The sequence below is a fragment of the Paenibacillus sp. MT124 genome (genome assembly GCF_058792755.1).
In genome coordinates this window covers 5,509,959-5,534,139 of record NZ_CM179500.1, presented here as the reverse complement: position 1 = coordinate 5,534,139, position 24,181 = coordinate 5,509,959, and the positions used below count along the sequence as shown (strand labels likewise).

24 protein-coding genes are annotated in these 24,181 nt (G+C 47.3%); 18 read left to right on the top strand and 6 right to left on the bottom strand.

Annotation, left to right across the window (positions count from 1 at the left end; genetic code table 11):
• Positions 1-267 precede the first annotated feature (267 nt).
• The 8 genes from AC3RCI_RS25070 to AC3RCI_RS25035 all read left to right on the top strand — a co-directional run bounded on the left by AC3RCI_RS25070 (position 268) and on the right by AC3RCI_RS25035 (position 10,609).
• The gene (locus AC3RCI_RS25070; RefSeq protein WP_336783970.1) at positions 268-1,437 is read left to right on the top strand and encodes a PP2C family protein-serine/threonine phosphatase; all 1,170 of its coding nucleotides are present in this window, start codon (positions 268-270) and stop codon (positions 1,435-1,437) included.
• Complete coding sequence (locus AC3RCI_RS25065) at positions 1,434-5,153, top strand: response regulator (RefSeq protein ID WP_492526826.1); 3,720 nt, start codon at positions 1,434-1,436, stop codon at positions 5,151-5,153. Before AC3RCI_RS25070 ends, AC3RCI_RS25065 begins: the two co-directional genes overlap by 4 nt.
• 71 nt (positions 5,154-5,224) lie before the next feature.
• On the top strand, positions 5,225-6,097 hold the full coding sequence (locus AC3RCI_RS25060) for a CheR family methyltransferase (RefSeq protein WP_127539871.1): 873 nt from the start codon (positions 5,225-5,227) through the stop codon (positions 6,095-6,097).
• A 16-nt stretch (positions 6,098-6,113) separates the two neighbouring features.
• Entirely contained in the window at positions 6,114-7,787 is a 1,674-nt protein-coding gene (locus AC3RCI_RS25055) for a response regulator (RefSeq protein WP_336783972.1), read from the top strand.
• Positions 7,788-7,873: 86 nt separating this feature from the next.
• Positions 7,874-8,212, top strand: coding sequence for an STAS domain-containing protein (locus AC3RCI_RS25050; RefSeq protein ID WP_095361785.1), 339 nt, complete (start codon positions 7,874-7,876; stop codon positions 8,210-8,212).
• 18 nt (positions 8,213-8,230) lie between these two features.
• Complete coding sequence (gene rsbW, locus AC3RCI_RS25045) at positions 8,231-8,683, top strand: anti-sigma B factor RsbW (protein ID WP_095361786.1); 453 nt, start codon at positions 8,231-8,233, stop codon at positions 8,681-8,683.
• Complete coding sequence (locus AC3RCI_RS25040; RefSeq protein ID WP_095292462.1) at positions 8,680-9,453, top strand: sigma-70 family RNA polymerase sigma factor; 774 nt, start codon at positions 8,680-8,682, stop codon at positions 9,451-9,453. The genes rsbW and AC3RCI_RS25040 overlap by 4 nt, the downstream gene beginning before the upstream one ends.
• 106 nt (positions 9,454-9,559) lie before the next feature.
• The gene (locus tag AC3RCI_RS25035; protein WP_336783974.1) at positions 9,560-10,609 is read left to right on the top strand and encodes a magnesium transporter CorA family protein; all 1,050 of its coding nucleotides are present in this window, start codon (positions 9,560-9,562) and stop codon (positions 10,607-10,609) included.
• Positions 10,610-10,621: 12 nt separating this feature from the next.
• On the opposite strand, the gene AC3RCI_RS25030 is transcribed toward AC3RCI_RS25035, so the two are convergent.
• The 4 genes from AC3RCI_RS25030 to AC3RCI_RS25015 form a co-directional block, all read right to left on the bottom strand.
• On the bottom strand, positions 10,622-10,987 hold the full coding sequence (locus AC3RCI_RS25030; protein WP_095292464.1) for a DUF5665 domain-containing protein: 366 nt from the start codon (positions 10,985-10,987) through the stop codon (positions 10,622-10,624).
• 77 nt (positions 10,988-11,064) lie between these two features.
• Positions 11,065-11,472 (bottom strand): YtxH domain-containing protein, encoded by a 408-nt coding sequence (locus AC3RCI_RS25025; RefSeq protein WP_154896718.1) that lies wholly within the window; start codon positions 11,470-11,472, stop codon positions 11,065-11,067.
• 63 nt (positions 11,473-11,535) lie between these two features.
• Positions 11,536-11,793: a GlsB/YeaQ/YmgE family stress response membrane protein gene (locus AC3RCI_RS25020; protein ID WP_127539878.1), complete on the bottom strand. Its 258-nt coding sequence runs from the start codon at positions 11,791-11,793 to the stop codon at positions 11,536-11,538.
• Between the two features lie 128 nt (positions 11,794-11,921).
• Positions 11,922-12,617 carry a phosphatase PAP2 family protein gene (locus tag AC3RCI_RS25015; RefSeq protein WP_336783975.1) on the bottom strand — a complete coding sequence of 232 codons (696 nt, stop codon included), beginning with the start codon at positions 12,615-12,617 and terminating at the stop codon, positions 11,922-11,924.
• A 179-nt stretch (positions 12,618-12,796) separates the two neighbouring features.
• Between AC3RCI_RS25015 and AC3RCI_RS25010 the strand changes: the two genes are divergently transcribed.
• Together AC3RCI_RS25010 and AC3RCI_RS25005 are read left to right on the top strand one after the other, a co-directional pair.
• A complete protein-coding gene (locus AC3RCI_RS25010; RefSeq protein WP_336783976.1) occupies positions 12,797-13,816 on the top strand; it encodes an asparaginase in 1,020 nt (339 codons plus the stop codon).
• A gap of 142 nt (positions 13,817-13,958) precedes the next feature.
• Entirely contained in the window at positions 13,959-14,684 is a 726-nt protein-coding gene (locus AC3RCI_RS25005) for a pirin family protein (protein WP_336783977.1), read from the top strand.
• 123 nt (positions 14,685-14,807) lie between these two features.
• On the opposite strand, the gene AC3RCI_RS25000 is transcribed toward AC3RCI_RS25005, so the two are convergent.
• Positions 14,808-15,032 carry a DUF1128 domain-containing protein gene (locus AC3RCI_RS25000; protein WP_095292560.1) on the bottom strand — a complete coding sequence of 75 codons (225 nt, stop codon included), beginning with the start codon at positions 15,030-15,032 and terminating at the stop codon, positions 14,808-14,810.
• Between the two features lie 158 nt (positions 15,033-15,190).
• Here AC3RCI_RS25000 and yyaC point away from each other — a divergent pair, with 158 nt between their 5' ends.
• The 5 genes from yyaC to AC3RCI_RS24975 all read left to right on the top strand — a co-directional run bounded on the left by yyaC (position 15,191) and on the right by AC3RCI_RS24975 (position 21,585).
• Positions 15,191-15,733, top strand: a complete 543-nt coding sequence (gene yyaC / locus AC3RCI_RS24995; RefSeq protein ID WP_227779948.1) for a spore protease YyaC — start codon at positions 15,191-15,193, stop codon at positions 15,731-15,733.
• Between the two features lie 109 nt (positions 15,734-15,842).
• On the top strand, positions 15,843-16,637 hold the full coding sequence (locus tag AC3RCI_RS24990; protein WP_127539886.1) for an alpha/beta fold hydrolase: 795 nt from the start codon (positions 15,843-15,845) through the stop codon (positions 16,635-16,637).
• 209 nt (positions 16,638-16,846) lie between these two features.
• Entirely contained in the window at positions 16,847-17,536 is a 690-nt protein-coding gene (locus tag AC3RCI_RS24985) for a DUF6483 family protein (protein WP_336783978.1), read from the top strand.
• Between the two features lie 110 nt (positions 17,537-17,646).
• Positions 17,647-18,921: a class I SAM-dependent methyltransferase gene (locus AC3RCI_RS24980; RefSeq protein WP_336783979.1), complete on the top strand. Its 1,275-nt coding sequence runs from the start codon at positions 17,647-17,649 to the stop codon at positions 18,919-18,921.
• Positions 18,922-19,182: 261 nt separating this feature from the next.
• Positions 19,183-21,585 carry an O-antigen ligase family protein gene (locus AC3RCI_RS24975; protein WP_492526824.1) on the top strand — a complete coding sequence of 801 codons (2,403 nt, stop codon included), beginning with the start codon at positions 19,183-19,185 and terminating at the stop codon, positions 21,583-21,585.
• Positions 21,586-21,697: 112 nt separating this feature from the next.
• Here the strand turns inward: AC3RCI_RS24975 and AC3RCI_RS24970 are convergent, their stop codons facing one another.
• Complete coding sequence (locus tag AC3RCI_RS24970) at positions 21,698-22,045, bottom strand: dehydrogenase (RefSeq protein WP_095292492.1); 348 nt, start codon at positions 22,043-22,045, stop codon at positions 21,698-21,700.
• A 161-nt stretch (positions 22,046-22,206) separates the two neighbouring features.
• Here AC3RCI_RS24970 and uptA point away from each other — a divergent pair, with 161 nt between their 5' ends.
• The 3 genes from uptA to AC3RCI_RS24955 are packed head-to-tail and all read left to right on the top strand — an operon-like array spanning position 22,207 to position 24,032.
• Positions 22,207-22,821, top strand: a complete 615-nt coding sequence (gene uptA, locus AC3RCI_RS24965; RefSeq protein ID WP_153979936.1) for an undecaprenyl phosphate transporter UptA — start codon at positions 22,207-22,209, stop codon at positions 22,819-22,821.
• Between the two features lie 2 nt (positions 22,822-22,823).
• Positions 22,824-23,393 carry a thioredoxin family protein gene (locus tag AC3RCI_RS24960; protein ID WP_095292497.1) on the top strand — a complete coding sequence of 190 codons (570 nt, stop codon included), beginning with the start codon at positions 22,824-22,826 and terminating at the stop codon, positions 23,391-23,393.
• Positions 23,394-23,399: 6 nt separating this feature from the next.
• Positions 23,400-24,032, top strand: coding sequence for an MBL fold metallo-hydrolase (locus tag AC3RCI_RS24955; protein ID WP_336783982.1), 633 nt, complete (start codon positions 23,400-23,402; stop codon positions 24,030-24,032).
• The last annotated feature ends 149 nt before the right edge of the window (positions 24,033-24,181 follow it).

The window sequence follows — 24,181 nt, the reverse complement described above, 5'->3', positions numbered from 1 at the left end:
ATGGGGATATCCCCATTCCTTATCTATGTTTTTGCGAGTTTGGAAGCGGGATCAGAACGCGGCAAAAACAGGGCAGCGAGCAGGTGTTTTTTCCTGTAGTGGTGCCATTTACTGATAGAAGTTTTTTGCTTTTACGATTATAGTTATAGTAGGAAATGTTATGTCTACCGCTGTATTGATTGCGAAAAATGTATATTTTGGGTTGTTACACGACTTGATAAAAATCGACAAACCCGGAACGGAACGCCACAGATAAGGGAGATAGAAATGAAAATACTTATTGTTGACGACAATCCGACGAATGTCATTATTATTCGAGAGATTCTGAAAAAAGAGAACTATCGTGACATTATAACCGCGAGTTCGGCCATGGAAATGTTTGAAGTTTTGGGAATCGGGGAGGAAAATAACGAACTGCGTCCCAGACCGTCGGATATTGACCTGATTTTGCTAGATATGATGATGCCTGAAATGGATGGAATTGAAGCTTGCGGTGTCGTGCAAAAATTCGAAAATCTTAAGGATATACCTATTATTATGGTTACAGCAATCGGCGACTCCAAGAAACTTGCCGAAGCATTGGATGCAGGAGCGTCAGATTATGTAACCAAACCAATTAACAAGGTGGAGTTAATGGCCCGAATTCGGCTTGCTCTCCGTTTGAAGCAGGAGAAGGATTGGCATAAGGAACGCGATCAGCGCATTCAGGATGAGCTTAAGCTGGCTGCCATGGTGCAGAATGCGGTGTTAAGCCCGGCGATTGAGGATCCGTTGTTCCATGTGAATGCCATCTATAAACCTTCTTTTGAACTTGCGGGAGATCTGTACTCCTGGTATCCGCTTGGTGAAGGACGATATGGCGTATTGCTGCTGGATATGATGGGGCATGGTATTTCATCTTCTTTGTTTACCATGTTTATCGCTTCGGTATTAAAGGATACGGTTACGACCTACGTAGATCCCGAGAAGGTAATACAGGAGTTGAATCGTCGCTTTAATCAGCTGCATCTGGAAAAGCAGTTGGTACAGTACTATTTTACAGCTATATATCTGGTTGTAGATACCCGAATGAAGCGTATTGACTATGTCAACGCGGGACATCCGCCGGCATTGTTTTTCCAGGAGGATGGAAGTGTAACGACTTTTGATGCCGTATGCTGTCCGGTAGGTTTGTTCGATAAAATGGACATAGAACCACAGACCATCCATTACGAGGGTGATGGACATATTGCGCTTTATACCGATGGACTGCTGGAGGCCGTTCAAGGGGATCAGGAGGAGCAACTGGAATTCCTGAAAGAGCAGCTGAAGGGCTCACATGAATGGAATGAAGGTCACATGCAGGCGGTGTTCTTTGACGACGAGATTCCCCAAGAGCGAGATGATGATAAATGCCTGGTGTGGATTACGTTAAATAAAGGGGCGGAAACGGAATGAAGATCAGAAATAAGCTACTGATTGGTTTTACCGCTCTCATGGCCATCTTGATTGTACTTACATTTGTAAGCTATGAACGGCTGAATAGCAGCAATCAACAGGTTGATCAGATGTATCAGGAGCGCTACTTAAAGGTTAGATATACTTCGTCTGTACGCGGAGAAGTTAATGATATAGCGAAAGTGCTGGCTAACTTGCTGCTAAACCCAAATAACTCAACGAATGCTGCAGAAAATGAGCTTAAGGAAATGCAGGAACGGGGAGAGAGTTACCTCAAGGAAGTTCGTGAACGGGCGGACAGTGCAGGCGAGCATCAGCTGGTCGACCGTGTAAATGCTGCCTGGGATTCATATAATTCATATGCGACTAGACAGATCAGCTTGATGGCCCAGGGACGTGCGGAAGATGGGAACAACTACCGCAATTCAACGGGTCTTGCCGTGCAGAAGGAAGCTGTAGAGAGTCTAAACGCGCTTTCCCGTTTTCAGGATCAGGAGATTGATACGGAAATCAGGCAAGCGAACGAGGAGTATAACCGTGCCGTCCAGATTACAGTAGGCATTATGGTTGGTGGTTTGCTGCTCGCACTTGGTGTGATTTTATGGGTACTCCCAAGTATTACACGAGGGCTGAATACAGTCTCGATGATGATCACAAGTTTTGGCAAAGGCCGGTATCGTACCATCAGACGCATTCAGGTCAAGTCTACGGACGAAATTGGGCAGATTGCGAATGTATTTAAAGAGGTATCAGCAGACCTGGAGGAAAAACAGGAAGTCGAGAAGGCTTATATGCAGGCACAGCAGGATCAGAACTGGATGAGCTCCAACATAGCCAGAGTGCCTGAATTGCTGCGTGGTGTAGGTTCCATTCGCCAGATCTCGCAAATGTTTATCAGTGAGTTTACTCCGGTCCTTGGAGCACAGCTCGGCGTGGTTTATCTGATTGATGAAGAGAAGCACCCTGATGAGTTGAGACGATACGGGGCATACGCCTTTGAGGAGAACAAGGACATCGGCAAGGAAGTATATCGGGTTGGCGAAGGTTTAATTGGTCAAGCAGCCCTGGATATGAATCCGATTATTCTTGAAAATACGCCTGAAGATTACATTCAGATTGGTTCAGCATCGGGTTCTACCCGCGCGACCAGCATTATGATCTTCCCTGTCGTTTTTGAAGATGAACTCATTGGTGTTGTCGAATTGGCCTCTTTTGAAGGTTTTAATGATCTGCATAAGCAGTTATTCTCTCAGCTCATTATGAATCTGGGTGTCATTCTTAATAACGTGCGCCGCCGTCTGCGTGTGGAGGAGCTGCTGCGTGAATCCCAGGCCCTTACAGAGGAACTTCAGGTACAGTCCGAGGAACTGCAGACACAGCAGGAAGAACTGCGTCGTTCCAATGAAAATCTGGAAGAACAGACAGATGCCCTCAAGCGTTCCGAAGAACTGCTGCAGCGTCAGCAGGAAGAGCTCGAACATTTTAATACGGAACTGATTGCCAAGACGCGTGCACTCGAAGAGCAGGTTCGTGAGGTCGAAGAGAAGAACGACGAAATTGAGAAAACAAAAACGCAGCTGGAACAGCAAGCCATGCAGCTGTCGATGACCAGCAAATACAAGTCCGAATTCCTGGCAAATATGTCGCATGAGCTTCGGACACCGCTGAACAGTCTGCTGATCCTGTCTCAATTACTGTCTGAAAACAAGGAAGGCAATCTGAGCAGCAAACAGCAGGAATATGCACAAACGATTTATATGTCCGGTGCGGATCTGCTTAAAATGATTGATGAAATTTTGGACCTGTCCAAGGTAGACGCAGGAAAAATGGATATCAATTATGAGACGGTTCGAATGGATGAGTTGACCGCTTTTGTGAAACAAAACTTTGGCCCCATGGCCAATAAAAAAGAATTGGATCTCAATATTGAATTTGAAAGTAATCTACCGGAATGGGTGTATACCGACGGCCATCGTGTGAAGCAAATTTTACGCAACTTGTTGTCGAATGCTTTCAAATTTACCAACCGGGGATCCGTGAGCATTATTGGACGGAAGATGAAACCGGAAGAACTTCCGGGGTATCTGAACACCAATCAGGAATATATCGGTTTTACCGTGAAGGATACAGGAATTGGGATACCTTCAGACAAAACAGATTTGATCTTTGAAGCCTTCCAGCAAGTCGATGGAACTACCAGTCGCAAATATGGCGGAACCGGACTAGGCCTATCCATCAGCCGTGAACTTGCTCGTCTGCTTGGCGGAGCGATTCAGGTCGAGTCCTCTGAAGGTGTGGGTAGTTCGTTTACGTTATACCTTCCGGACAATCATGAAGAAGCAGCTCCAGAAGAGGAAGGTGCTTCCCTGGCGGCCGCATCTGCCGAGTATGATTCGTCTGCAAACCGATCCGGGGCAATACGTTCAAGCAGGCAAACGGTCATTGCACCAGAACCCGACAGTATTTCCCTAATGAATATGCCAGCAAACGACACGGCTGTATCCGTTCAGATGGATGATGATCAGGACAATCTAACGGATGGTGACAAAATCCTGCTTATTATTGAGGATGACGTGAATTTTGCTCACATTTTGATGGATATGGCGAGAGGAAGAGGATTTAAGGCAATTGTGGCCACTCAAGGAGACAAAGGGCTCGAAATGGCGCGTCAATATTTGCCGGATGCGATTATTCTCGACATTCAGCTTCCGGTCATGGATGGTTGGGCGATTCTGGGCGAACTGAAGAGCAGCTCGGCAACACGCCATATACCGGTTCATGTTATATCCGTGATTGATGATATGAAGCAAGGATTGATGATGGGGGCCATTGCCTACCTGAAAAAACCATCCAGTAAGGATTCGCTGGATAAAGCCTTCTCGCATATCGAATCCTATACAGAGAACCAGTTGAAACGTTTGCTAATTGTGGAAGATGACGAAGTACAGCGCAAAGCAATCATTGAACTTATCGGGCATGATGATGTTGCCATAACGGCTGTGTCTACAGGCAGCGAGGCTCTAACCGAACTCCATAGCCAGCGGTACGATTGTATGGTGCTGGATCTGATGTTGACGGACATGACCGGATTCGAGTTGCTTGACCAGATCAGGGACGATGAATATCTGAATGACCTGCCGATTATCATTTACACAGGCAAAGAGTTGGATAGCAAGGAAGAAATGAAGCTGCGCAAATATGCAGAGTCCATCATTATCAAAGACGTGAAATCACCTGAGCGTCTGCTGGATGAGACAACCTTGTTCCTTCACCGGGTAGAAGCCAATCTGCCGGAAGACAAGCGCAGAATTCTGCAGAAGCTGCATAACAAGGAAACCTTGTTTGAAGGTAAGAAAATACTGCTTGTGGATGATGATATTCGAAATGTATTTGCCCTTTCGAGTGTGCTTGAAGGCTACCGAATGGATGTTACATTTGCTGAGAACGGGCGTGAAGCTCTTGAGATTTTGGATAAGAACCCGGATATTGACCTGGTGTTAATGGATATGATGATGCCGGAAATGGATGGATACGAAGCAATGACACGTATTCGGCAGATTCCGAGATTTGAGAAATTACCAATTATTGCACTGACGGCCAAAGCCATGAAAGATGATCGGGGCAAGTGTATTGAAGCTGGTGCATCCGATTATGTGAAGAAACCGATTCAAACAGATCAATTGTTATCATTAATGCGCGTGTGGCTGTATTCGTAACCCAATAGTTTGGGTAATGAACAACAATACATCGATTACGCAAGAAACAAATGAAGAAGTGGAGAGAATCTATGACACCGTGGGAACCTACCGAGGCTGATGAACAATCGGTCCGCATGCCGCAAGATGAAGAACGCGAATTGATTGAGATTGAGTTGTTATTGGAAGGTATGCACCGTCTATATGGATATGACTTTAGAAATTACGCATTGCCATCTTTGAGACGAAGAATCTGGCACTACGCACATTCGGAAGGTCTTAAAACGATATCCGGGCTTCAGGAAAAGGTTCTGCATGAACGTTCAGCATTCGAACGATTTGTACAGAATCTGTCCATTCCGGTGACCGAAATGTTTCGCGATCCTGCGCTCTTCCGGACATTCCGTGAAAAGATCATACCTGTGTTAAGGACATATCCTTATATTCGGATTTGGCACGCAGGCTGCTCCACGGGTGAAGAGGTGTATTCCATGGCGATTATGCTGCATGAGGAAGGTTTGTATGACAAGGCACGGATCTATGCCACCGATATGAATGATCGCTCCCTGCAGCAGGCCAAGGAAGGCGTATATGGTATTGAAAAGATGAAATTATACACCACAAACTATTTGGAGGCAGGGGGTACCAGAGCCTTCTCCGAATACTATACAGCGAAGTATAACTCCGTTATGTTTCACCCTTATCTGCGAAAAAACATTATTTTTGCAGAGCATAATTTGGCAACAGACCGGTCATTTAACGAATTTAACGTTATCTTTTGCCGCAACGTTATGATTTATTTCAATGATGAACTAAGGAACCATGTGCATGGGCTATTTCATGAGAGCTTGAGCCATTTTGGTATTCTTGTTCTGGGATCCAAGGAATCGATCCATTTCACAGAATTTAGCGATGCTTACGAGCCGTTAGACCGGACGGAAAAAATATACCGGAAGATCAAATAGGGGGTTAGGGTTAGCCATGGGGCTCAATGAACCAATCCACATATTATTGGTAGATGACCGCCCCGAGAATCTGCTTGCTCTAGAAGCAGTTTTGGAATCGGAACAGTATAAACTCGTCAAGGCAACTTCTGGAGAAGAGGCACTTCGATGCTTGCTTAAAGACGAATTTGCGGTCATTGTGCTTGATGTGCAGATGCCTGGAATGGACGGAATTGAGACAGCAAAGTTAATTAAAGCGCGTGATAAATCAAAGGATGTACCCATTATCTTTATCTCTGCCAACAGCAGGGAAGCAGAACATTTATTTGCCGGGTATTCGGCAGGTGCCATCGATTACATGGTGAAACCGTTTATTCCCCAGATTCTCAAATCCAAAATTGAGGGTTTTGTCGAGATGTTCATCACGAACAAACGACTGAAAACCCAAACCATGCTGCTTCATCAGAAAACGCAGGAACTCGAGAAAATGAATCAGCAGCTGATTCAGGCCAAAGAGGAAGCGGAAATCGCAGCCAAAGCCAAAACCGAATTTCTAGCAATGATGAGTCATGAGATCCGTACACCGATGAACGGTGTTATCGGGATGGTCGATTTGCTGATGGAGACGGAATTGAAGGATGAGCAGAAGGAATATATCGACATCGTGCGAAAGAGCGCGGATGCACTTGTCACGGTTATTAACGATATTCTTGATTTTACGAAAATGGAATCGGGGAAAATGGAGCTTGAGGAGCATCCGTTTGAACTCGTTACATGTATTAAAGAAGTATTGGGCCTGTTCGCTGTGGAAGCAGGTAAAAAGAATCTGGAGCTGGACTATTTCCTCGAGGATTCCGTTCCTGCCTTGGTGTACGGCGATATGGCTAGACTGCGTCAGGTCCTGATGAATCTGATTGCCAATGCCATCAAGTTTACGGACCAGGGTGGAGTCTACCTGATCGTTTCTGTTAACGAAGAAAAAGACGGTAGAATGACCTTGGAATTTGCAGTAAAGGATACAGGTATAGGGATATCCTCAGATAAGGTGGATCGTCTGTTCCAGCCATTTTCTCAGTTGGATACATCGATGACACGCAAGTACGGTGGAACGGGCTTGGGACTTGCCATTTGCCGGACGTTAGTGGAAATGATGGGTGGCAGCATTCATCTGGATACGAGCGAGAAGCGTGGTGCTACCTTCGTCTTCACCATTCAGGTTCAACGCTATGTGGAGACGGAACTGATCATAGGTAATGGGGAAGAGCAGCCGGAGAATATGGAACGTTATGAAATGCAGCCTTCCGTATTAATTGTCGATGATCACCCCATTAACCAAAAGTTGATGTCGATTATGCTGAGCAAGCTGGGCTTCACATCAGATACCGCAGAAGATGGTCAGAAGGCGCTGGATATGGTTCTAGAGAACCCAGGCTATGATTATATATTTATGGATTTGCAAATGCCGGTTATGGACGGATTGGAATGTACACGTAAAATTCGGGAAAGTCTTCCGAAGGAAAAGCAGCCTGTTGTACTGGCCATGACTGCTAATGTAATGGAGGGCATCCAGCAGCGATGCCTTGCTGTCGGAATGGATGATTACATCAGTAAACCCGTCAAGATGGGCAGTGTGAAACAAAAATTGTCACGATTTCAGGAAGACCGCAAGGGCTTTAAATCAGCCTCTTCACCCATGAATCGAGCAAATTGAAATAATTGCTAATTATGATTTTGTTTCACTTGGGCACAAGTTGGGTTATTAGGTAAGGAAACCATTGATCAGGAGAGAGATGTCTAATGAATACAAATAAAAATGAAAAATTCAATGCAAAGACCGAAACACAAAACGGCGTGTGCACGGTATATCTTACCGGCGAACTGGATTTGTCGGTAGCTCCTGAATTTCGTTTGGTCATGGAGCCACTTGTGGACAACAAGGAGCAGGATTTGATTATTAACATGAAGGACCTGAAGTATATAGATAGCACAGGGATTGGAATCCTGTTATCTGTTCTGAAGGCACGACATGGAATGGAAGCACGCTTTGAAGTACAAGAAGTTCCTGCGCAGATTCAGAAGCTTTTTGATATGACGGGTATTGCCAAATTCTTTGTCTCACAGAAGAATTCCCAATAGGAAAGGATCGAAAAAGGAATGAATGCAGAAGTTCAAAGAGTCACCCTTAACTTACCGGCGACAGCTGATTATGTGGATATTGTTAGACTGAATCTTTATGGTGTAGCGTCCAAAATGGGATTTTCTTATGAGGACATTGAGGACATGAAAGTTGCTGTATCCGAGGCTTGTAACAACTCTGTATTATATGCCTACTCACACGAAGGCGGTATGGTTGAGGTTGTTTTTGAAGTGGACAACGAAACATTGGCTATTACAGTCAAGGACGAAGGTGCAAGCTTCGAAAACGTCAACCCGGCAGTATCACGCGCAGGCCTTCATGACACGGAGCTGACAGATGCCCAAATTGGTGGACTTGGATTCTATCTGATGCAAGCCCTGATGGATGATGTCAGTGTGGAAAGTGAGACGGGCAAAGGTACGAAAGTTGTACTCGTAAAACGTCTTGCAAGAAGTGAGGAGAAAGTATGAACGAAAAAGTGACTCCCCCAGAGTCCATGTCTGAATCCGTGGGTTTGATTTGGGAATACCAGCAAACCAAGGATAATGAAATTGCAACAGTGCTTATCCGCAAGTATGAACCGATGGTGAAGATGGCAGCAGGCAAGATTGCCCGGAATCGTCCGGATCTGTACGAAGATCTGTATCAGACTGGCCAAATGGCTCTGATTCGCCTTCTGCAGCAGTACGATATTAATCTAGGCATTCCGTTCGAACCTTACGCCATGAAAAGTATGATCGGTCATATGAAAAACTATCTCCGGGACAAATCCTGGTATATTCAGGTACCTCGACGAATCAAGGAAAAAGGTGCACTTGTTCAACATGCTATTGATGAATTGACGGTGAAGTTTGAACGCTCACCAAGTGTGGATGAGATTGCTGAATACCTTGACCTGACCCCAGAGGAAACCATCGAAGTGTTAGCTGGTCGGGAATGTTACCACTACGTCTCACTTGATTCTCCACTATCTCAGGATGAAAGTGCAGCAACGCTTGGTGAACTCATCAGTGCAGACGTAAATGACTTTGATTCGGTGGAGAAGCGGATGGACTTGCAGCAGGCATTGGGACAGTTGAAGGAACAGGAGCAGAAGGTACTGATTTTGGCCTTCCAGGATGGTCAGTCTCAACGGGCGATAGCTCAGAAATTGGGTGTATCCCAGATGAGTGTTTCCCGAATTCAGAAGAGAGCTACTGAAAAACTGAAACAGATCATGTCTAATGCTTCAATGTTATGAGATGTGAATCCCTGATGTTGTTAAGTACGGAATAAGAAGGACACGTGATTCCACTGGAATACATACGTGTCCTTTTTTGAAATTTGTTTTGGATGTGCTGTATATTATGAAATCCAGGAGTGATGTTGTGACGGTGGATCGGGTCAAGCTGGCAGCCAAGCGTGACAAATTATCATTTTCGGAGCAGTGGGATTGGTGGGACTGGGTCGCATCAGAAGATAAGGAGATGGCCGAAGTTATAGAGGGGCTTATTGAAGAGTTCCCTGAGATGCAATACTTCCTTCGTAAGATCCCAGAGGTGCATTCCAATTATCTGTCTGTACGATATTTAAACGGGACAGATCCGGTTATATTTGGTTCACTTTTATATGCAGTCAAAAATGAGAAAGATAGTTCACGCAAAGATAATCAGATGTTTTTCTATGTCGACCAAAAAAGTTTGGTAACGATTAATTTGGATGATAACACCAGAGGAATTATGAATACGGGAGAACGCTCTGCCATGCTGCAGCAGTGTAACACAGCTCGTGATGGGATGTTTGTTCTGTTCCGGGCCATATTGCACTACTATCATGTGGGCATGGATCAGTTTGAAATGCATTTGCGTGAACTGGAACGGAAGATGGAATCGCGTAATGCTCGTACATTAATGGACCAAATTCTTGAAGCGCGGTTTGAGCTTTTGTATTGGAGCAATCTGTTTATCCCTTATTCTGAATTAATGGCTGCAGCGCGGGAGGCCTATCTGGATGATATTGAGGACAGTCGTTTCTTCAAGCAGCTGCAGCACCGGATTGAGCGGATGGAGCGTCTCTTTCAGCACTATGAAAAAGAAATTGATACACTTATTTCTATAGATAACGCGACTTCCGGGGTTCGTGGTAACGAGATTATGAAGACACTAACCATCGTTACTTCGGTATGTACGCCCGCAACGGCTGCCGGTGCAATCTGGGGGATGAACTTCGAGAACCTGCCTTTGATAGACAAGACATGGGGAGTTGTATTGGTCATCGCACTCATCCTCGCCAGCATGGCTAGCATGTATGTATGGATGATGATGAAAGGCTGGACCGGAGATCTGTTGAAGTTGAAGCCCACGAAGCGACCGGCTGATGACCCCGGGAAACGAGGCGAATCCGTGCGGAAGGGGTGATAATGCCTAGCCCTAGCTTTTGTAATCTTCGATATACCCAAGTAGGTCTGCAATGTATTGCCCCACAATCGGCATGTTCACAAATTGACTGAGTATAAGACCTAAGAGACCAAGGACAACAAAGGTTCCGAGGGTAAGTCCAAGTCCTCTCGCCATACCCGCAGTAAAATTGGTGATGATCCGTTTTTTGGGACTGGTGTAATTCTCGATAATATCCTTGATCTGTGCCTTTTCCAAACTGTCCGCAAGCTGATCCAGGCGTGTGTTCAGTTTTTTGACTTCATGGCGCAATTCAAAAGGATGCTCTGCCGTATCATACTGCTGCGATGGTTTGCTTCCAGTAACGGGGGTATTTCCGTTTAATGTGACTTTGCTCATGTGAGTCCTCCTCCTATTACAATGGATGAAAAATAGCCAGCTGAAACTCAGCTGGCTATTGACCATTCGCTCAAGCCTTACAGGCTGGTCGAATTCAGCTCTTTTCGTGTATCTTCCTTGGCTTCCTCGGAAGCGGAAGCCACTTCGCTGGTCGCCTTGGATGCTTCTTCAGCCACATCGGCGGAAGCTTTTCTTACTGAATCCATTACGTCATTACGGCCTTGGTTCACTGTTTTTGCGATATCCGAAGTTTTGGTCGAAACAGTTTTAGCCAGTTCGGTAGCCTTGTCACTGACAACGGCAGCAACTTCCTTGGTGCGGTCGGTAACCATACCAACCTTCTCGGAGAGGTCGCCGCGAAGTTCGCGTCCTGGTTTAGGGGCGAAGAGCAATGCTGCTGCTGCTCCCAGCAAGCCACCGATGAAAATGCCTTTTGCGAAAGTTGAACCGCTTTGTACAGGATATTGATCTTCTGCTTTATTCATGTCTAATCACTCCTTCTTTAAATTAAAAAACGTTTACGAAACAACGAACACCTTGTTGACCGATCAGGCAGCCTGTCTGAACAGCCTGGACACAAGCCCCAGCAAAAAGACAAAGAGTGCTGTACCAATAATGGCAGGGATCACGGCGAAATTACCGATAACAGGTCCCCAATTACCAAGCAACAGTGCACCCAGCCAGGCTCCCACAAAACCGGCAACCATGGCTCCAATGATGCCTCCAGGCATATTGTGACCGGCAAGTGCATCTCCGATGAGGCCGATGATAACTGCCAAGATGATGCTGAGAATAATGCCCCACATAACAACCGCCTCCTTTACACTTGATGCAGGATGTTGTCTGTTCGCGTTTGCTTACTTCGTATATAAACGTCGTGCATCAAGCTGAAACAACTGAAGCAGATATGGGCATCCTGGAATTTGAAGGAATTTCAGATCATTCGTTTGATTGCTCCAATCATACACACAAGCCAGGCAAGTCCGGCAACGAATCCGGCAAATACATCTGTAGGATAGTGCACACCTAGCATAATCCGGCTGATTCCGATGAGACCGACAAACCCTATACCGCACACAATAGGCAGCATAATGGAGGCAGACCGCGTCTGTCGTTCAATGGCCCAGATGACAAAAAACATGCCGTAAAACCCCATAGAAATCATGGCGTGACCGCTGGGGAAGCTATATCCATGGACCACCATTAAGTGATCCAGTTCAGGCCGGCTTCGACGGAAAATTTCCTTCAATCCTATGTTAAGCAGCCACATGACTGCAAAGCTGCCCAGAACTACATAGCCATAGATGGAGTATCGTGAATTACGGTGTATAAAGAAGAGTAACGCTGCACAGACTGCGGCTAATGCCGAGATCTTGAAAGAACCAATGGCAGTAATGAAGGAAATGACAGGCAGCAGTGCAAGACGAGATTCAGAATGGAGATAAAACCAATGTTGAATCCGATCGTCCAATTGAATGATAAAATGAGTACCCAGCCATGCACCTAATATGGCCAAAACAATGACTAGAGCAGAACTGAGCAGAACGCCTATTCCACTCCAGACAAAAAGGGAGCGCAAAGGTAAACGCGGAGAATTTCTGAACATAGAGGAATTGCTTTCACGCAGCATAAATGATATCTCCTTCAAGATAGGATTGGTTAAACATTCCAGATTGCTATAGGCTTACCCGAAAATCATGTCGAAAAAACTGAAAAAACATCGCATTTGTACTATAATTTAAAGATATCCCATGCGGCGTAATGACGCAAAGCAGAGATGAGACTGGGAGCATAAAGGAGAGAACTCGCATGGAGAGTGCGTTGTTAGTTAAAGAATACCGTGCAGGCGTGATGGAATGCGCCCACTTTGGACACATAAGCATCACGAATGAAAACGGAGATGTCGTTTATTCGGCAGGAAATCCACATTTCAGAGCATTTACCCGCTCATCTGCCAAGCCTTTTCAGGCCATTCCAGGCATTCGTGCAGGAATTGCAGCCCACTATGGGTTAACCTCCCAAGAAATTGCGATCATGGCATCTTCCCATCGTTCGGAGCCAGAGCATATTAAAGTGCTGGAGGAATTATCGTCTAAACTTGGATTGGGAGAAGAATGCCTGGTTTGCGCGGCAAGTTATCCATTGAATGATGATAGCCGAAATCAATGGCTGCGCAATCAAGGAGAGAAGCGTAGAATACTGCATAATTGTTCGGGGAAACACCTTGGCATCCTGGGTTACAGTCAGATGAAAAATTTCGATCTGGACAGTTACGCGGAGCGGGAGCATCCGGTGCAGCTTGAAATTCTGGAAACGATGGCTTCGATGGCAGGAATTGATCAGAAGGAAATTGAACTCGGGACGGATGGCTGCGGCTTTCCGGTATTTTCGTTGCCTTTATCGGCGTTGTCGAATGCGTATCTGAAGCTGGCTTGCCCGGATTTAATTGAAGATGAACCGACACGCTCGGCAGTGACAACCATCACGTCTGCCATGAATGATCAGCCTCTTATGGTTGGTGGAACCGGACGGGTTGATTCGGTGCTTCTGGAAGACAGTAATATTGTTGCCAAAGGCGGGTTCAAGGGGGTATTCGGTTTTGCCTTGAAAAAGGAAAGGCTCGGGATAACATTTAAGGTGCTTGACGGATCTGAGGAAGAATGGGCATGGATTGCTAAATCGATCTTAGAGCAGATTGGATATTCCAATCGGACAACCATCGAACGATTGGCTAATGTTTTCCCTCCTGAAATTCGCAATGATGCCGGAAATATCGTGGGACATGCGGATTGTGAATTCGTGCTTCACTCACCTGAAGAAAGCGTATAACCATAAGCTAGGGGCGTGATTAGAATCCCCGGACCCCGGGTAAAGATGAGATACCAACTGGTATTCATCTAAGTATTCATATACACGCAAGACCTGCTGTGAGATGGAGACAGCAGCTCTAAACCCTTGGAGGTGGATGAACATGATTAAAGTAGTGACATCGGAAGAAAGGCACACGTCGGATCGAGGTTGGATACACAGTGAGTTCAGCTTTTCTTTTGCAGATTATGACGATCCAAGCAATGCGCATTTTGGTTGCCTGCTGGCTCATAATGATAACACGCTGATGCCGCAGGAAGGCTTTAAACGACATCCACATCATGACCTGGAAATTGTGAGTTACGTGATATCCGGTAATCTTAAGCATACAGACAGCATGGGAACCGAACAGGTACTTGAGCCGGGAACGGTACAGGTAATGAGTGCTGGCACCGGTGTGGAACATTCCGAGACCAATCCGTCCGAGGATGAACCGGTACGTTTCCTGCAGATGTGGTTCCTGCCATCCCAGCGCATGCTGAAACCATCGTATACGAATCGACAATTTGACCCACAGGAGCAGCTGAATCGACTTTGCCCTGTCGTATCCGGACAGGGTGTGGAGGGAGCCGAAGGTGCGCTTCCAATTTCACAGGATGTGACCTGTTATCTGACCCAATTGGAGTCTGGTAAAAAAATCATGTATCCACAGCATGAAGACAGACGCACTCATCTTTTTCTGATCAGTGGTCATGTGGATATCGCCTGTGCGGATGGTAATTTCAATCTGAAGCCAGGGGATGCTGCCCGTATTCGAAAAAGCTGTGATCTGCAGATTACGAGTACAGGAAGCGAAGTAGCGGAATTCGTACTGGTAGATTTGCCTTAACTTGCTTAAATGACAAGTCATGCTAAGTTGAGGGTATCAAGTAAGCTAAAAGATAAAAAGGACCTGCTCTCCATTTGGTGGAGGCAGGCCCTTTTTATTTGTGTGAACGAAGATGGGCTGCTTTTAAGCTTTACGCAGGTTCCCCAGTTCGGAAGCAACAGCTTCCACTTCAGAAATACTGAGATGCTCCTTGCTCATCACCATCTCATACAGATCATGCAAATCCTCGTATTTATCGAGGGGGAATGCCGAAGCCTGCATAGCCGCACCGCTGGCCATACGCAGCTTGGTTTTGATCGCTTCAATCATATATTCCATGTTGGCCGCGTTCGGTTGTGTCAAATCCATCGTTATGTCCATCCCTTCCGTATCGGAAACTGTTGTCATTGTATCATGATTGGACAGGCACAGGCCAATGTTTTGCGGGAATCACTCTGTATCGGATAAAATGTAAAAAAACAATACTCATTCACATTGCTTCTGTGCGTGTAAAGGAGGGAAAAAGATTGGCAGCATACAAGCGTGAAATGGTGCGTCACCAGAGTCGGGAAACTCCAAAAGGTGTGCCTGGAGAAGACCTGGTTCTATTTTTTAAACACATTTATGAGCAGCATTCACCTGATGAAATAACATTTGTCTGCATTGGAACGGATCGTTCATCGGGAGATGCACTCGGGCCTTTGACAGGAAGTCTGCTGGAGGAGCACGGAGTGGGTCATGTTGTAGGAACGCTAGCAGCACCTTGCGATGCAGATACACTGGAGAAGCGGATGTCTCAGATCCCGGCACATCATGCCATTGTTGCTATTGATGCCTGTCTGGGTCCAAAACATGCCACAGGTACATATTATCTTTCCCATCATGCGTTGAATCCGGCACAGTCCGTAGGGGGGAAGCTGCAGCCTGTTGGGCATTATAGTGTGGCAGCTGTAGTAAACGTCAATGGTCCCAGGCCCTATTCCATCCTGCAGATGACTTCGCTTCATCTCGTCATGAACATGTCCCGAACGATCGCTGACGCAGCGTTTGCGGCGAGGAAAATGAGATAAACGTTTCATTCATGTGATGAAAGCTTAATAATATACAACTTGAATGACAAGAAGTTGGTTATATACAATGAATATAATCAATTCAATTCGCGCAGAGAGAGGGATTCATATGGAAAAAGTGATATGTGATGGAACGACGATATGTTATGCCGAACAAGGCAAGGGAGAAGCACTTATTTTGCTTCACGGATACTGCGGCAGTTCATCCTATTGGGATGAAGTTGTGCCGGAGCTTGCACGTCATTATCGCTGCATCGTACCCGATCTGCGTGGACACGGTAAGACGGACGCCCCTATGGGAACATACACAATAGATCAAATGGGCAATGATGTTCTGCAATTAATGGATGAGCTGAATGTGGATAAGGCTGTCCTGCTTGGACACTCCATGGGAGGATATATCGCCCTTTCCATCGCTCAGCGCCATCCGGAACGACTAAAAGCCTTTGGTTTGATCCATTCTACCGCATATCCGGATAGCGAAGAGGGCAAGGAAAAGCGTCTTCGTGCAGTATCGGCTATTCAGACGGATGGTATTGTAAGCTTTGTGGATGGATTGGTTCCGGGATTGTTTGCTCCTGAACATGTGGAGCGGTTATCGGCAAAAGTATCACGTGTCAAGGAAATCGGGTACCAGACCGCACCTCAGGGTGCAGTTGGAGCCGCACTGGCTATGCGGGAACGTCCGGATCGCCGTGATGTTTTATCGGCTACACCGTTACCGGTTTTGCTGGTCGCAGGTGAAAAAGACCCTGTGATCCCGCCGGAACGCACGTTTACGAGTGATAAACCGCATATTGTACAAGCGGTCATTGCCGGAGCAGGCCACATGAGCATGTATGAAGCACCGGAACAGTTGATTCAGGTCATTAGTCAATTTATGAACGGTTTACCGAAGGCGTAAATCTCTGAAGTCTTTATTTTCAGCAGAGTGGATCATTCAGCATATATCGTTATCCTAAGAAACCCCTGAGACGTCTCTATAAAGACACGGGGGTTTCTTTTTGCATCCTGGAATCCAAGAGGATGTCCTTTTTGGCTTTTTGATAGGGCATGAATTAAACTAGCAATAATGGATGATGATCCGAATGAGCGAATGAGGGGGCATATTTGATGTTCAGAAAAGACTATCTGCTCCGCATGATGGAGGAAATGACCGAGGCGATTGGCAAAGCATTTACACTCAGACAACAGCGGAAACATACGGAGGCACTTTCAGAATTGGACGAGCTGCTTCGCAGGCAGTTTGGCATGAATTTGTCTTTGCTGAATTCTCTCCCTGCAGAGGATGTCATTGAAATGTTTCGTTTTCGCGGAGTCATTGAAGTGGACAATCTGCAGCAAGCCGCGCGGCTGATCGAAGAGGAAGGTTATATTTATGGAGAGAAGGCCAGAGTGAAAGGCATCGATGATCAAGAGAAACAGGATTCAGAGGATGAAGGACTTATCCGGTTAATGAAATCATTGCACTTTTATCTGTATGCCCTGAATCATGGTGCCAACCCGAAGCTGCTGGATGCACCGGATCGCGTGCAATCGATATTGGAACAAACGAAAGAATACGAACTTCCTGCCCGTACGGAGAAACAGCTTGCGCTGTATCAAGAACAACATGGGCGATATGATCTGGCCGAGAACAGCTGGTACCGCGTTCTGCGGGTAGGCGAGGGGCAGCTCGTGAATTATCGCGAAGATGTGAAGGCCTTTTATGAACGATTGAGCAAGCTTGAAGATGGGCAACTGGAACAGGGCGGCCTGCCACGCCAGGAAGTGGAGGAAGGTCTAGCCGAACTCATCCAATAAGCGGAGAACAAACCAGGACACAAATGAATAAGGCTTGTTAGGTGTCTTCACTTGGAGCGGCACCGGAATTGTGGTATGGTTACGGTTGACCAAACCAAATCGAAAGTGAGATGTACCCCGTGGATTCATTGCGAAAGCTTATACAAGACATCTTTGAGCAGAATTCGCTGATTACAGCGACCTGGAGCCAGCTGCGCAGACGGGACAATGTCTCGTATACGAAAGTGCAAGTCAAGCCGGTAACGCTGAAGAATCAGCTGCATTATCAATTCGCATTTCATTATAACAACAAAGTGCTGCACGAGAATTTGACTCCGGCTGAAGCGATAGAACGCATGACTTTGCTGTGCGAAGAGACGTTTCGTCAAGGGCTCCTCTGTACGACAGAGGCAGATTATCAAATTTTGATCAGCAAAAAATATAAAGTATCCATTCTGACCAAATCTCCATCCAAGACGTCAGTGGATCTCTCGCATAACCGCAAGAAGCAATACGTGCTGGAAGAGGGAGTCCCTGTCTCGTTCCTGGTTGAACTGGGCATTATGAATGAAGAGGGCCGGGTATTGGCGCGCAAGTACGATAAGTTCAGACAGATCAATCGTTTTCTTGAAATGGTACAGGATGTCATTCCGTATCTGCCTGAGGGACGTCCGCTTACCATCGTTGATTTTGGCTGCGGCAAGTCCTATCTGACCTTTGCCTTGTATCACTACTTGTCGGTACAACAGCGCAGATCGCTGAAGATCATCGGTCTTGACCTGAAAGCGGATGTCATTGAACATTGTAACGCTCTTGCACAGAGGCTTCACTATGGTGATCTGAAGTTCCTGGTTGGTGATATTGCAGACTACGACGAGCTGAACGAAGTGGATATGGTCGTGACACTGCATGCCTGTGATACGGCTACAGATGCGGCACTGGAGAAAGCTGTTCGCTGGGGCGCTTCAGTCATACTGTCCGTACCGTGCTGTCAGCATGAGCTGTTTGACCAGATCGAATCTACGGTAATGAATCCGTTATTGTCCCACGGTATTCTGAAGGAACGCTTCTCCGCACTGGCAACAGATGCCATTCGTGCGAAGCTTCTGGATCTGATGGGTTACAAAACGCAACTGCTGGAATTCATTGATATGGAGCATACACCCAAAAATATTCTGATTCGTGCTGTGCGTGGACAGGCGGGTCAAACGGCTGATATGTGGAAGGAATACACAGAGTTCCGTGATTTCATACATGCGGATCCGTACTTGGAACGGGCTTGTGCAGACCTGCTGCCAGGTGGTAGCAATCCGATTGAAACAGCAGAAGGCGATGTAACGGAAAATAATACAGGTCGTTCAAACGGGAAATCGACAACCAGCCCAGACTCTTGTGACCACTGCTAAATTTCGCAAGCGCTAATCCTAATCGGCAGGTGGTCTGCCATGTCCAGGAATGGACATACTGGTATGAGGGTCCCGTTATGGAAACGAATAAACGATTGTGCTTTATATGAATGAAAAGGATGACGGTGAGACATAAGACAGGAGACCCTATGAGGATCTTCTGTCTTTTTTGTATGTCAAGCGTGCCGAGTGCGAATGAAATCCAGCATGGGAGATTTGCATTGTTTGTTCCATAAAAGAAGTTGGGAAGGAGGTAGGCAGTTGCAGCAGCAGAGATACAGCGATCACATGGTTGAGCATCAGAAGGGTAAGAATCGAGCGGAAATAAAGATGAATGTATGTAGCGCTGTGCCAATATCCGCTACGGATGCAGGAAATCTGAACTTGAGTTGCGAGTTTAAACAAGCGAAGACGAAGACGTTTGGGTTGGATACATCGGCATTAACGATACTATTGGGCGTGATGGGTACGATCATGTTGCTGGCTGCATGTCTGGGTCGGGGGCTATATTTTCCTTTCGATGTGTACGTGGTCATTTTGTTTGCTTCGGCGAGCATTCTCACGGGAGCGATCATGCTCCTTCTTTTACGTATATTGCGGAGTAAGAAAAATAACGCACTGAAAAATCGCTTAAGTTACGATATACACAGTAATGAAGAAATGAAAATAAGATATTGGCATATGAATCTTAATGGCTGGATCATCTGGCCCATCATTATGATGGTTTGTTATGGCCTGCATGCCTGTTTGGGTTCTGTAAGCACACAGGGCAGCATGGATGAAATGCTGCGGTGGAGTTTGCTGGCTATCTTTGCCCTGCTCGCAGGGATGCTGGCCTCGTGTGCTCACGGTGTGCGATGGTTCGCCGTTGGATGGCAGGCTGTAGGGAGCCTGCTTGTGTTCAGCGGCCTGCTTGCGGTGTGCGGCGTGCTGCCGCTGCCTTTCGCGGTCATGCGAACCGCCGACCCCGAGATCAGCTCCGCCGGTGCGAGGCTCGGCGGACTGCTGCAGTACCCCAATGCGTACGGCGCCGTTGTCGGCATGTACGCATTGGAGCGGCTGGCTGCAGTCGCGCGTGCCATGGCCCGTCCCGTGACGGCCTGGCGCCTTATCGCGGCAGCGCTGCCGCTTATGCCCGCGCAAGCCGCGCTCCTGCTGAGCGAGTCGCGCGGTGCCTGGCTGGCGACAGGCATCGCCGCCGCCAGCGCTTTCGCTTGGCAGCGGCGCGGAGACCGCCTGCCGCTGCTGCTGGCCATAGCCGCGCCCCTGGCGAGCGCGGCCTGGCTGTACCGCCAGCTGGCTGCTGCCCAGCTGGCGCCTGCACCCGTGCCCGGCCTGCTGGCCCTGGCCGGGGCATGGGCAGCTGCGCTGCTCGGCACGCTCCTGCTGTGCCGCCTGTGGCACAGCAGCGCCAGGGCACGCGCCGCTGCCTTAACGGCCATGGCACTGGCGGTTACCACCGCCGCCATGCTGGCCGTGGCCTCCACGGCCGAACGATTTGCGGCAGGTGTCGGCACCGGGATGTCCCGCCTCCGCATGTGGCGGGACGCCCTGGAGCTCTGGTCCGAGGCCGCATGGCTTGGCCACGGAGGAGATACATGGCGCAGCATGTTCCGCGCCATCCAATCCTCGCCGTATGTCGGAGGCGAGGTCCACAATGGCCTGATCGACATTGCCCTTGATACAGGCCTGATCGGCCTAATAATGATCGGTGCCTGGTTTGCTTTTACCATTCGTAATATCGTGAAATACGCAGCACACTTACTGCCCTCCGTGCTTGTTTTTGTTTTGCATGGGATTATGGATTTTGACTGGAGCTTCACATTGGTCTGGATGCTGTTTATCTGGCTGGGAGCTTGGTCATACGCATATAAAAATGAACAGCGTATAGCCACTGCGGACGAGCATGCCGTAATCCAGGCGAGAGAGGACCCAGCCGTTTTTACGAACGAACGCTCAGTACAACCATCGCTTCTGTCCAAAGGGCTTTCATATCAGGCTATGCCAACAATGCGGACAATACCATGGTTGACTGCCCTGGCCATCCTGATTTGGCTTGGGGGGACAGTCTGGCTGGCGGGGCATAATGCCGTGGCGGAAGTAGAGTATCGTTTGGCTGAATCTGCGCCGCAAGAATTAATTCAGCATAGGGCAGAATTGGCAGCTGCATTTCACGCAAATCCATACCGGCCGGAGATTGCCATCTCTCTTTCACGTACTCTTACAGCCAATGATGCAGAGAAACTGCTGATGAGCAGCTTGTCCCACTCCCCGGCAGAGCCGCGGCTCTACCAGGAGCTGGGGAAACGAGCAGCCCAAGCAGGGCAGGGAGCACAGGCTGGCAAGTACTTTGAACAAGCAGTTACATTGAATCGGTATGATTCCCATTTTCAGTCCGCAGCTTTGTACTGGATGATTCATGCATCACGTCAGGAATGGGCTGCCGGTTACACGGACCGAGCCAGGCAGACTGCCGCTGCAGGGGTGCGAATGTATGAGCATTACGAACAGTTGAGTGCCACAGTGGCTTCAGGAAAGGCGCGTAATGATCGCCAGTTTACCTTGGATGACGATGCTGCCATTTACATCACTTATTTACGTATTCTTGCATCAACTGCCGTTCCTCAGGAATGGACCAGACAGACCGACAAACCACCTGGGTAACACCTGCTTCTTGCTTCTCTTAAACATGAATTATGGCGGGTCTGCTCAAGGAACATTTGCTTGTTTCTGTGCGTGCTTCTTCCTGTAGGAAATGCTCTGAATCCTCTGTATTCTACAGACGATATCCGCCAAATGCCTGCTGAAATGCAGCCTGAAGGGGTTCAATGTCCACATTCCATAGAGAGGCTATATCTGCACTGACGTCATTGTTCCACCACTCGCATAATTTCTTTCGATTGTCCCGGTTTTCACCGATCCAGAGCAGATTGGCAATCACTTTTCCATAATAGAGTTCTTCCGCCTGTTTCATCTGATCGGGAGAAATGTAGACCTTCAGCCGTTTTGCTGTCCGGTACAGCTCCTTACTGCAAGCTCTGCGAATCCCTCTCGCGGAAGGTAACTTCTGGCTAGGGTTGCTATGTTTGACCGGGGGAGTACCGGGTGTTGATTTGGGTGACATCCTCTCACGCTCCTCTCCCGATACCATATGCGAAGGATGACTTGCAGGACACTAACCCGGGTCGATCAAGTAGCAACAAACTGCAGCCCTGTGCTAAAATAGGGACTAACATCCATGGTGCTGCGGAGCACCGCCAATCAGGATGAAGAAAGAGGGTCGAGATGGACGTTATTCATAACATTGTCGGTCAATTGTTCGAATGGATTCAGAGCCTTGGATACTTTGGAATTATGCTGGGATTAATGCTCGAAGTCATCCCCAGTGAAATTGTACTGGCATATGGAGGATTTCTCGTTTCACAGGGCAATATCAATTTCTTAGGTGCAATGATATTCGGTACCGTGGGCGGTGTAGTAGCCCAGCTCTTTATTTACTGGATTGGCCGTTATGGCGGCAGACCTGTGCTGGAACGTTACGGAAAATACATACTGATCCAGAAAAAACACATCGACCATTCCGAGGAGTGGTTTCGCAAGTATGGAACAGGTGTCATTTTCACGGCGCGTTTTGTTCCGGTTGTGCGTCATGCCATCTCGATTCCTGCAGGCATATCTAAAATGCATACAGGAAGATTCATTCTGCTGACAACACTTGCTGTTATACCTTGGACTGCATTGTTTATATATTTAGGGATGGTACTCGGAGACCAATGGGAACATATTAACGAAAAAGCAGCACCTTACATTATGCCGATTCTGCTCGTTGCACTCGCACTTATGATTATTTATGTACTTATTAAATGGATGAATGTTCGAAAAAAGAGAGGAAGTGTCTAGTTATGGGTAAACCAAACTTGTCTCACAAATTCGGTAAGGGTCTGCCGCCGAAGGAATTCATTGAGAGCATGACCAAAAACCAAAGCGAATTTCAAAAGAACTATGACAGCTTCACATGGCCAAGCGAAGAGGATCGCGAGTTTTTCGAGAGCTTGAACCACCGCGATGATCTGCGTGTTTTGATTTTGGCTGCTGACTGGTGTGGGGATGTTGTTCGCAACATACCTGTTGTATTCCAGGCGCTGGAAATCTCGGGCATTCCAACCGAAGTTTTGATTATGGAAAATCATCCTGAAGTGATGGATGAATTCCTTACGATGGGCGGCCGTTCCGTACCTATCGTTATTTTTGCCGATACAGGCGGACATGTGCTGGGCCAATGGGGACCACGCCCTCAGCATGTACAGGAAGTCATGGTTGAATTTAAACGCGAGAACCCAGATCGTGATGCAGCTGATTATCAGGAGAAGATGGCTGTAGTACGTCAGGAAATCGGTAAACGCTATGGGGAAGGAACGGAGTCGCATGCAGTCATTATTCGTGAGCTGCGTGAACTGATTTCGGGTTACTAATCCAAGATGCTTAACATTCGTACATTTACACTCGGTCCGCTCCAGACGAATGCATATCTGCTGCAAGGGGAAGATCCGGGGAAAGCCGTTATCATTGATCCGGGCATGAACCCGGGTCCGCTGCTCAAAGCCATTCAAGACCTGGAAATTGAAGCGATTTTACTGACACATGCTCATTTTGATCATATGGGCGGTGTGGACGAAATTCGCAAATTGAAGGGCTGTCCAGTCTATTTGCATGATCTGGAGAGTGACTGGCTCACCTCTCCCAAACTGAATGGATCGTTGAACTGGCCGCAGGCTTCACCGCCTCTTTCGACAGATCCTGCAGAATATGCGATGGATGAAGGGCAGACCCTCCAGTTTGTTGGGCATACTTTTAAGATATATCATACACCTGGACATTCCCCAGGCAGCGTAAGCCTGCTGTGTGGTAATGATTTGTTTGCAGGAGACGTTCTGTTCCGTATGGGCGTAGGGAGAACGGATCTGACGGGTGGACGGGAACGAGACTTGATCGATTCGATTCAAAACAAGCTGTATACCTTTGCGGATGAAGTGAAGGTATATCCAGGTCACGGTCCTAAGACAACCATCGGTTATGAGAAGCAGAATAATCCTTACGTTTCTGCAAGATGATCGACATTTAAGTGAAGAAAGTCTGGACAAGTGACAATTTTTTCATTAGAATAGCAATTAGTTGTTACAAGCGTTAAGGCATCATCTAACTAAAGCTTTAAATAGCAGTACCCTAACTTGCGAAGCACGCAGACTGTGGTCTATACCCG

Coding starts and splice junctions, on each gene's coding strand:
- AC3RCI_RS24980 (WP_336783979.1), top strand. CDS start 17,647: ATGTACCCCGTGGATTCATTGCGAAAGCTTATACAAGACATCTTTGAG.
- AC3RCI_RS24990 (WP_127539886.1), top strand. CDS start 15,843: ATGGAAAAAGTGATATGTGATGGAACGACGATATGTTATGCCGAACAA.
- AC3RCI_RS25025 (WP_154896718.1), bottom strand. CDS start 11,472: ATGAATAAAGCAGAAGATCAATATCCTGTACAAAGCGGTTCAACTTTC.
- AC3RCI_RS25015 (WP_336783975.1), bottom strand. CDS start 12,617: ATGCTGCGTGAAAGCAATTCCTCTATGTTCAGAAATTCTCCGCGTTTA.
- AC3RCI_RS24960 (WP_095292497.1), top strand. CDS start 22,824: ATGGGTAAACCAAACTTGTCTCACAAATTCGGTAAGGGTCTGCCGCCG.
- AC3RCI_RS25005 (WP_336783977.1), top strand. CDS start 13,959: ATGATTAAAGTAGTGACATCGGAAGAAAGGCACACGTCGGATCGAGGT.
- AC3RCI_RS24970 (WP_095292492.1), bottom strand. CDS start 22,045: ATGTCACCCAAATCAACACCCGGTACTCCCCCGGTCAAACATAGCAAC.
- AC3RCI_RS25000 (WP_095292560.1), bottom strand. CDS start 15,032: ATGGATTTGACACAACCGAACGCGGCCAACATGGAATATATGATTGAA.
- AC3RCI_RS25070 (WP_336783970.1), top strand. CDS start 268: ATGAAAATACTTATTGTTGACGACAATCCGACGAATGTCATTATTATT.
- AC3RCI_RS25010 (WP_336783976.1), top strand. CDS start 12,797: ATGGAGAGTGCGTTGTTAGTTAAAGAATACCGTGCAGGCGTGATGGAA.
- AC3RCI_RS25050 (WP_095361785.1), top strand. CDS start 7,874: ATGAATACAAATAAAAATGAAAAATTCAATGCAAAGACCGAAACACAA.
- uptA (WP_153979936.1), top strand. CDS start 22,207: ATGGACGTTATTCATAACATTGTCGGTCAATTGTTCGAATGGATTCAG.
- AC3RCI_RS25035 (WP_336783974.1), top strand. CDS start 9,560: ATGAAATCCAGGAGTGATGTTGTGACGGTGGATCGGGTCAAGCTGGCA.
- AC3RCI_RS24985 (WP_336783978.1), top strand. CDS start 16,847: ATGTTCAGAAAAGACTATCTGCTCCGCATGATGGAGGAAATGACCGAG.
- AC3RCI_RS25065 (WP_492526826.1), top strand. CDS start 1,434: ATGAAGATCAGAAATAAGCTACTGATTGGTTTTACCGCTCTCATGGCC.
- AC3RCI_RS25020 (WP_127539878.1), bottom strand. CDS start 11,793: ATGTGGGGCATTATTCTCAGCATCATCTTGGCAGTTATCATCGGCCTC.
- AC3RCI_RS25030 (WP_095292464.1), bottom strand. CDS start 10,987: ATGAGCAAAGTCACATTAAACGGAAATACCCCCGTTACTGGAAGCAAA.
- AC3RCI_RS24955 (WP_336783982.1), top strand. CDS start 23,400: ATGCTTAACATTCGTACATTTACACTCGGTCCGCTCCAGACGAATGCA.
- AC3RCI_RS25060 (WP_127539871.1), top strand. CDS start 5,225: ATGACACCGTGGGAACCTACCGAGGCTGATGAACAATCGGTCCGCATG.
- AC3RCI_RS25055 (WP_336783972.1), top strand. CDS start 6,114: ATGGGGCTCAATGAACCAATCCACATATTATTGGTAGATGACCGCCCC.
- rsbW (WP_095361786.1), top strand. CDS start 8,231: ATGAATGCAGAAGTTCAAAGAGTCACCCTTAACTTACCGGCGACAGCT.
- AC3RCI_RS25040 (WP_095292462.1), top strand. CDS start 8,680: ATGAACGAAAAAGTGACTCCCCCAGAGTCCATGTCTGAATCCGTGGGT.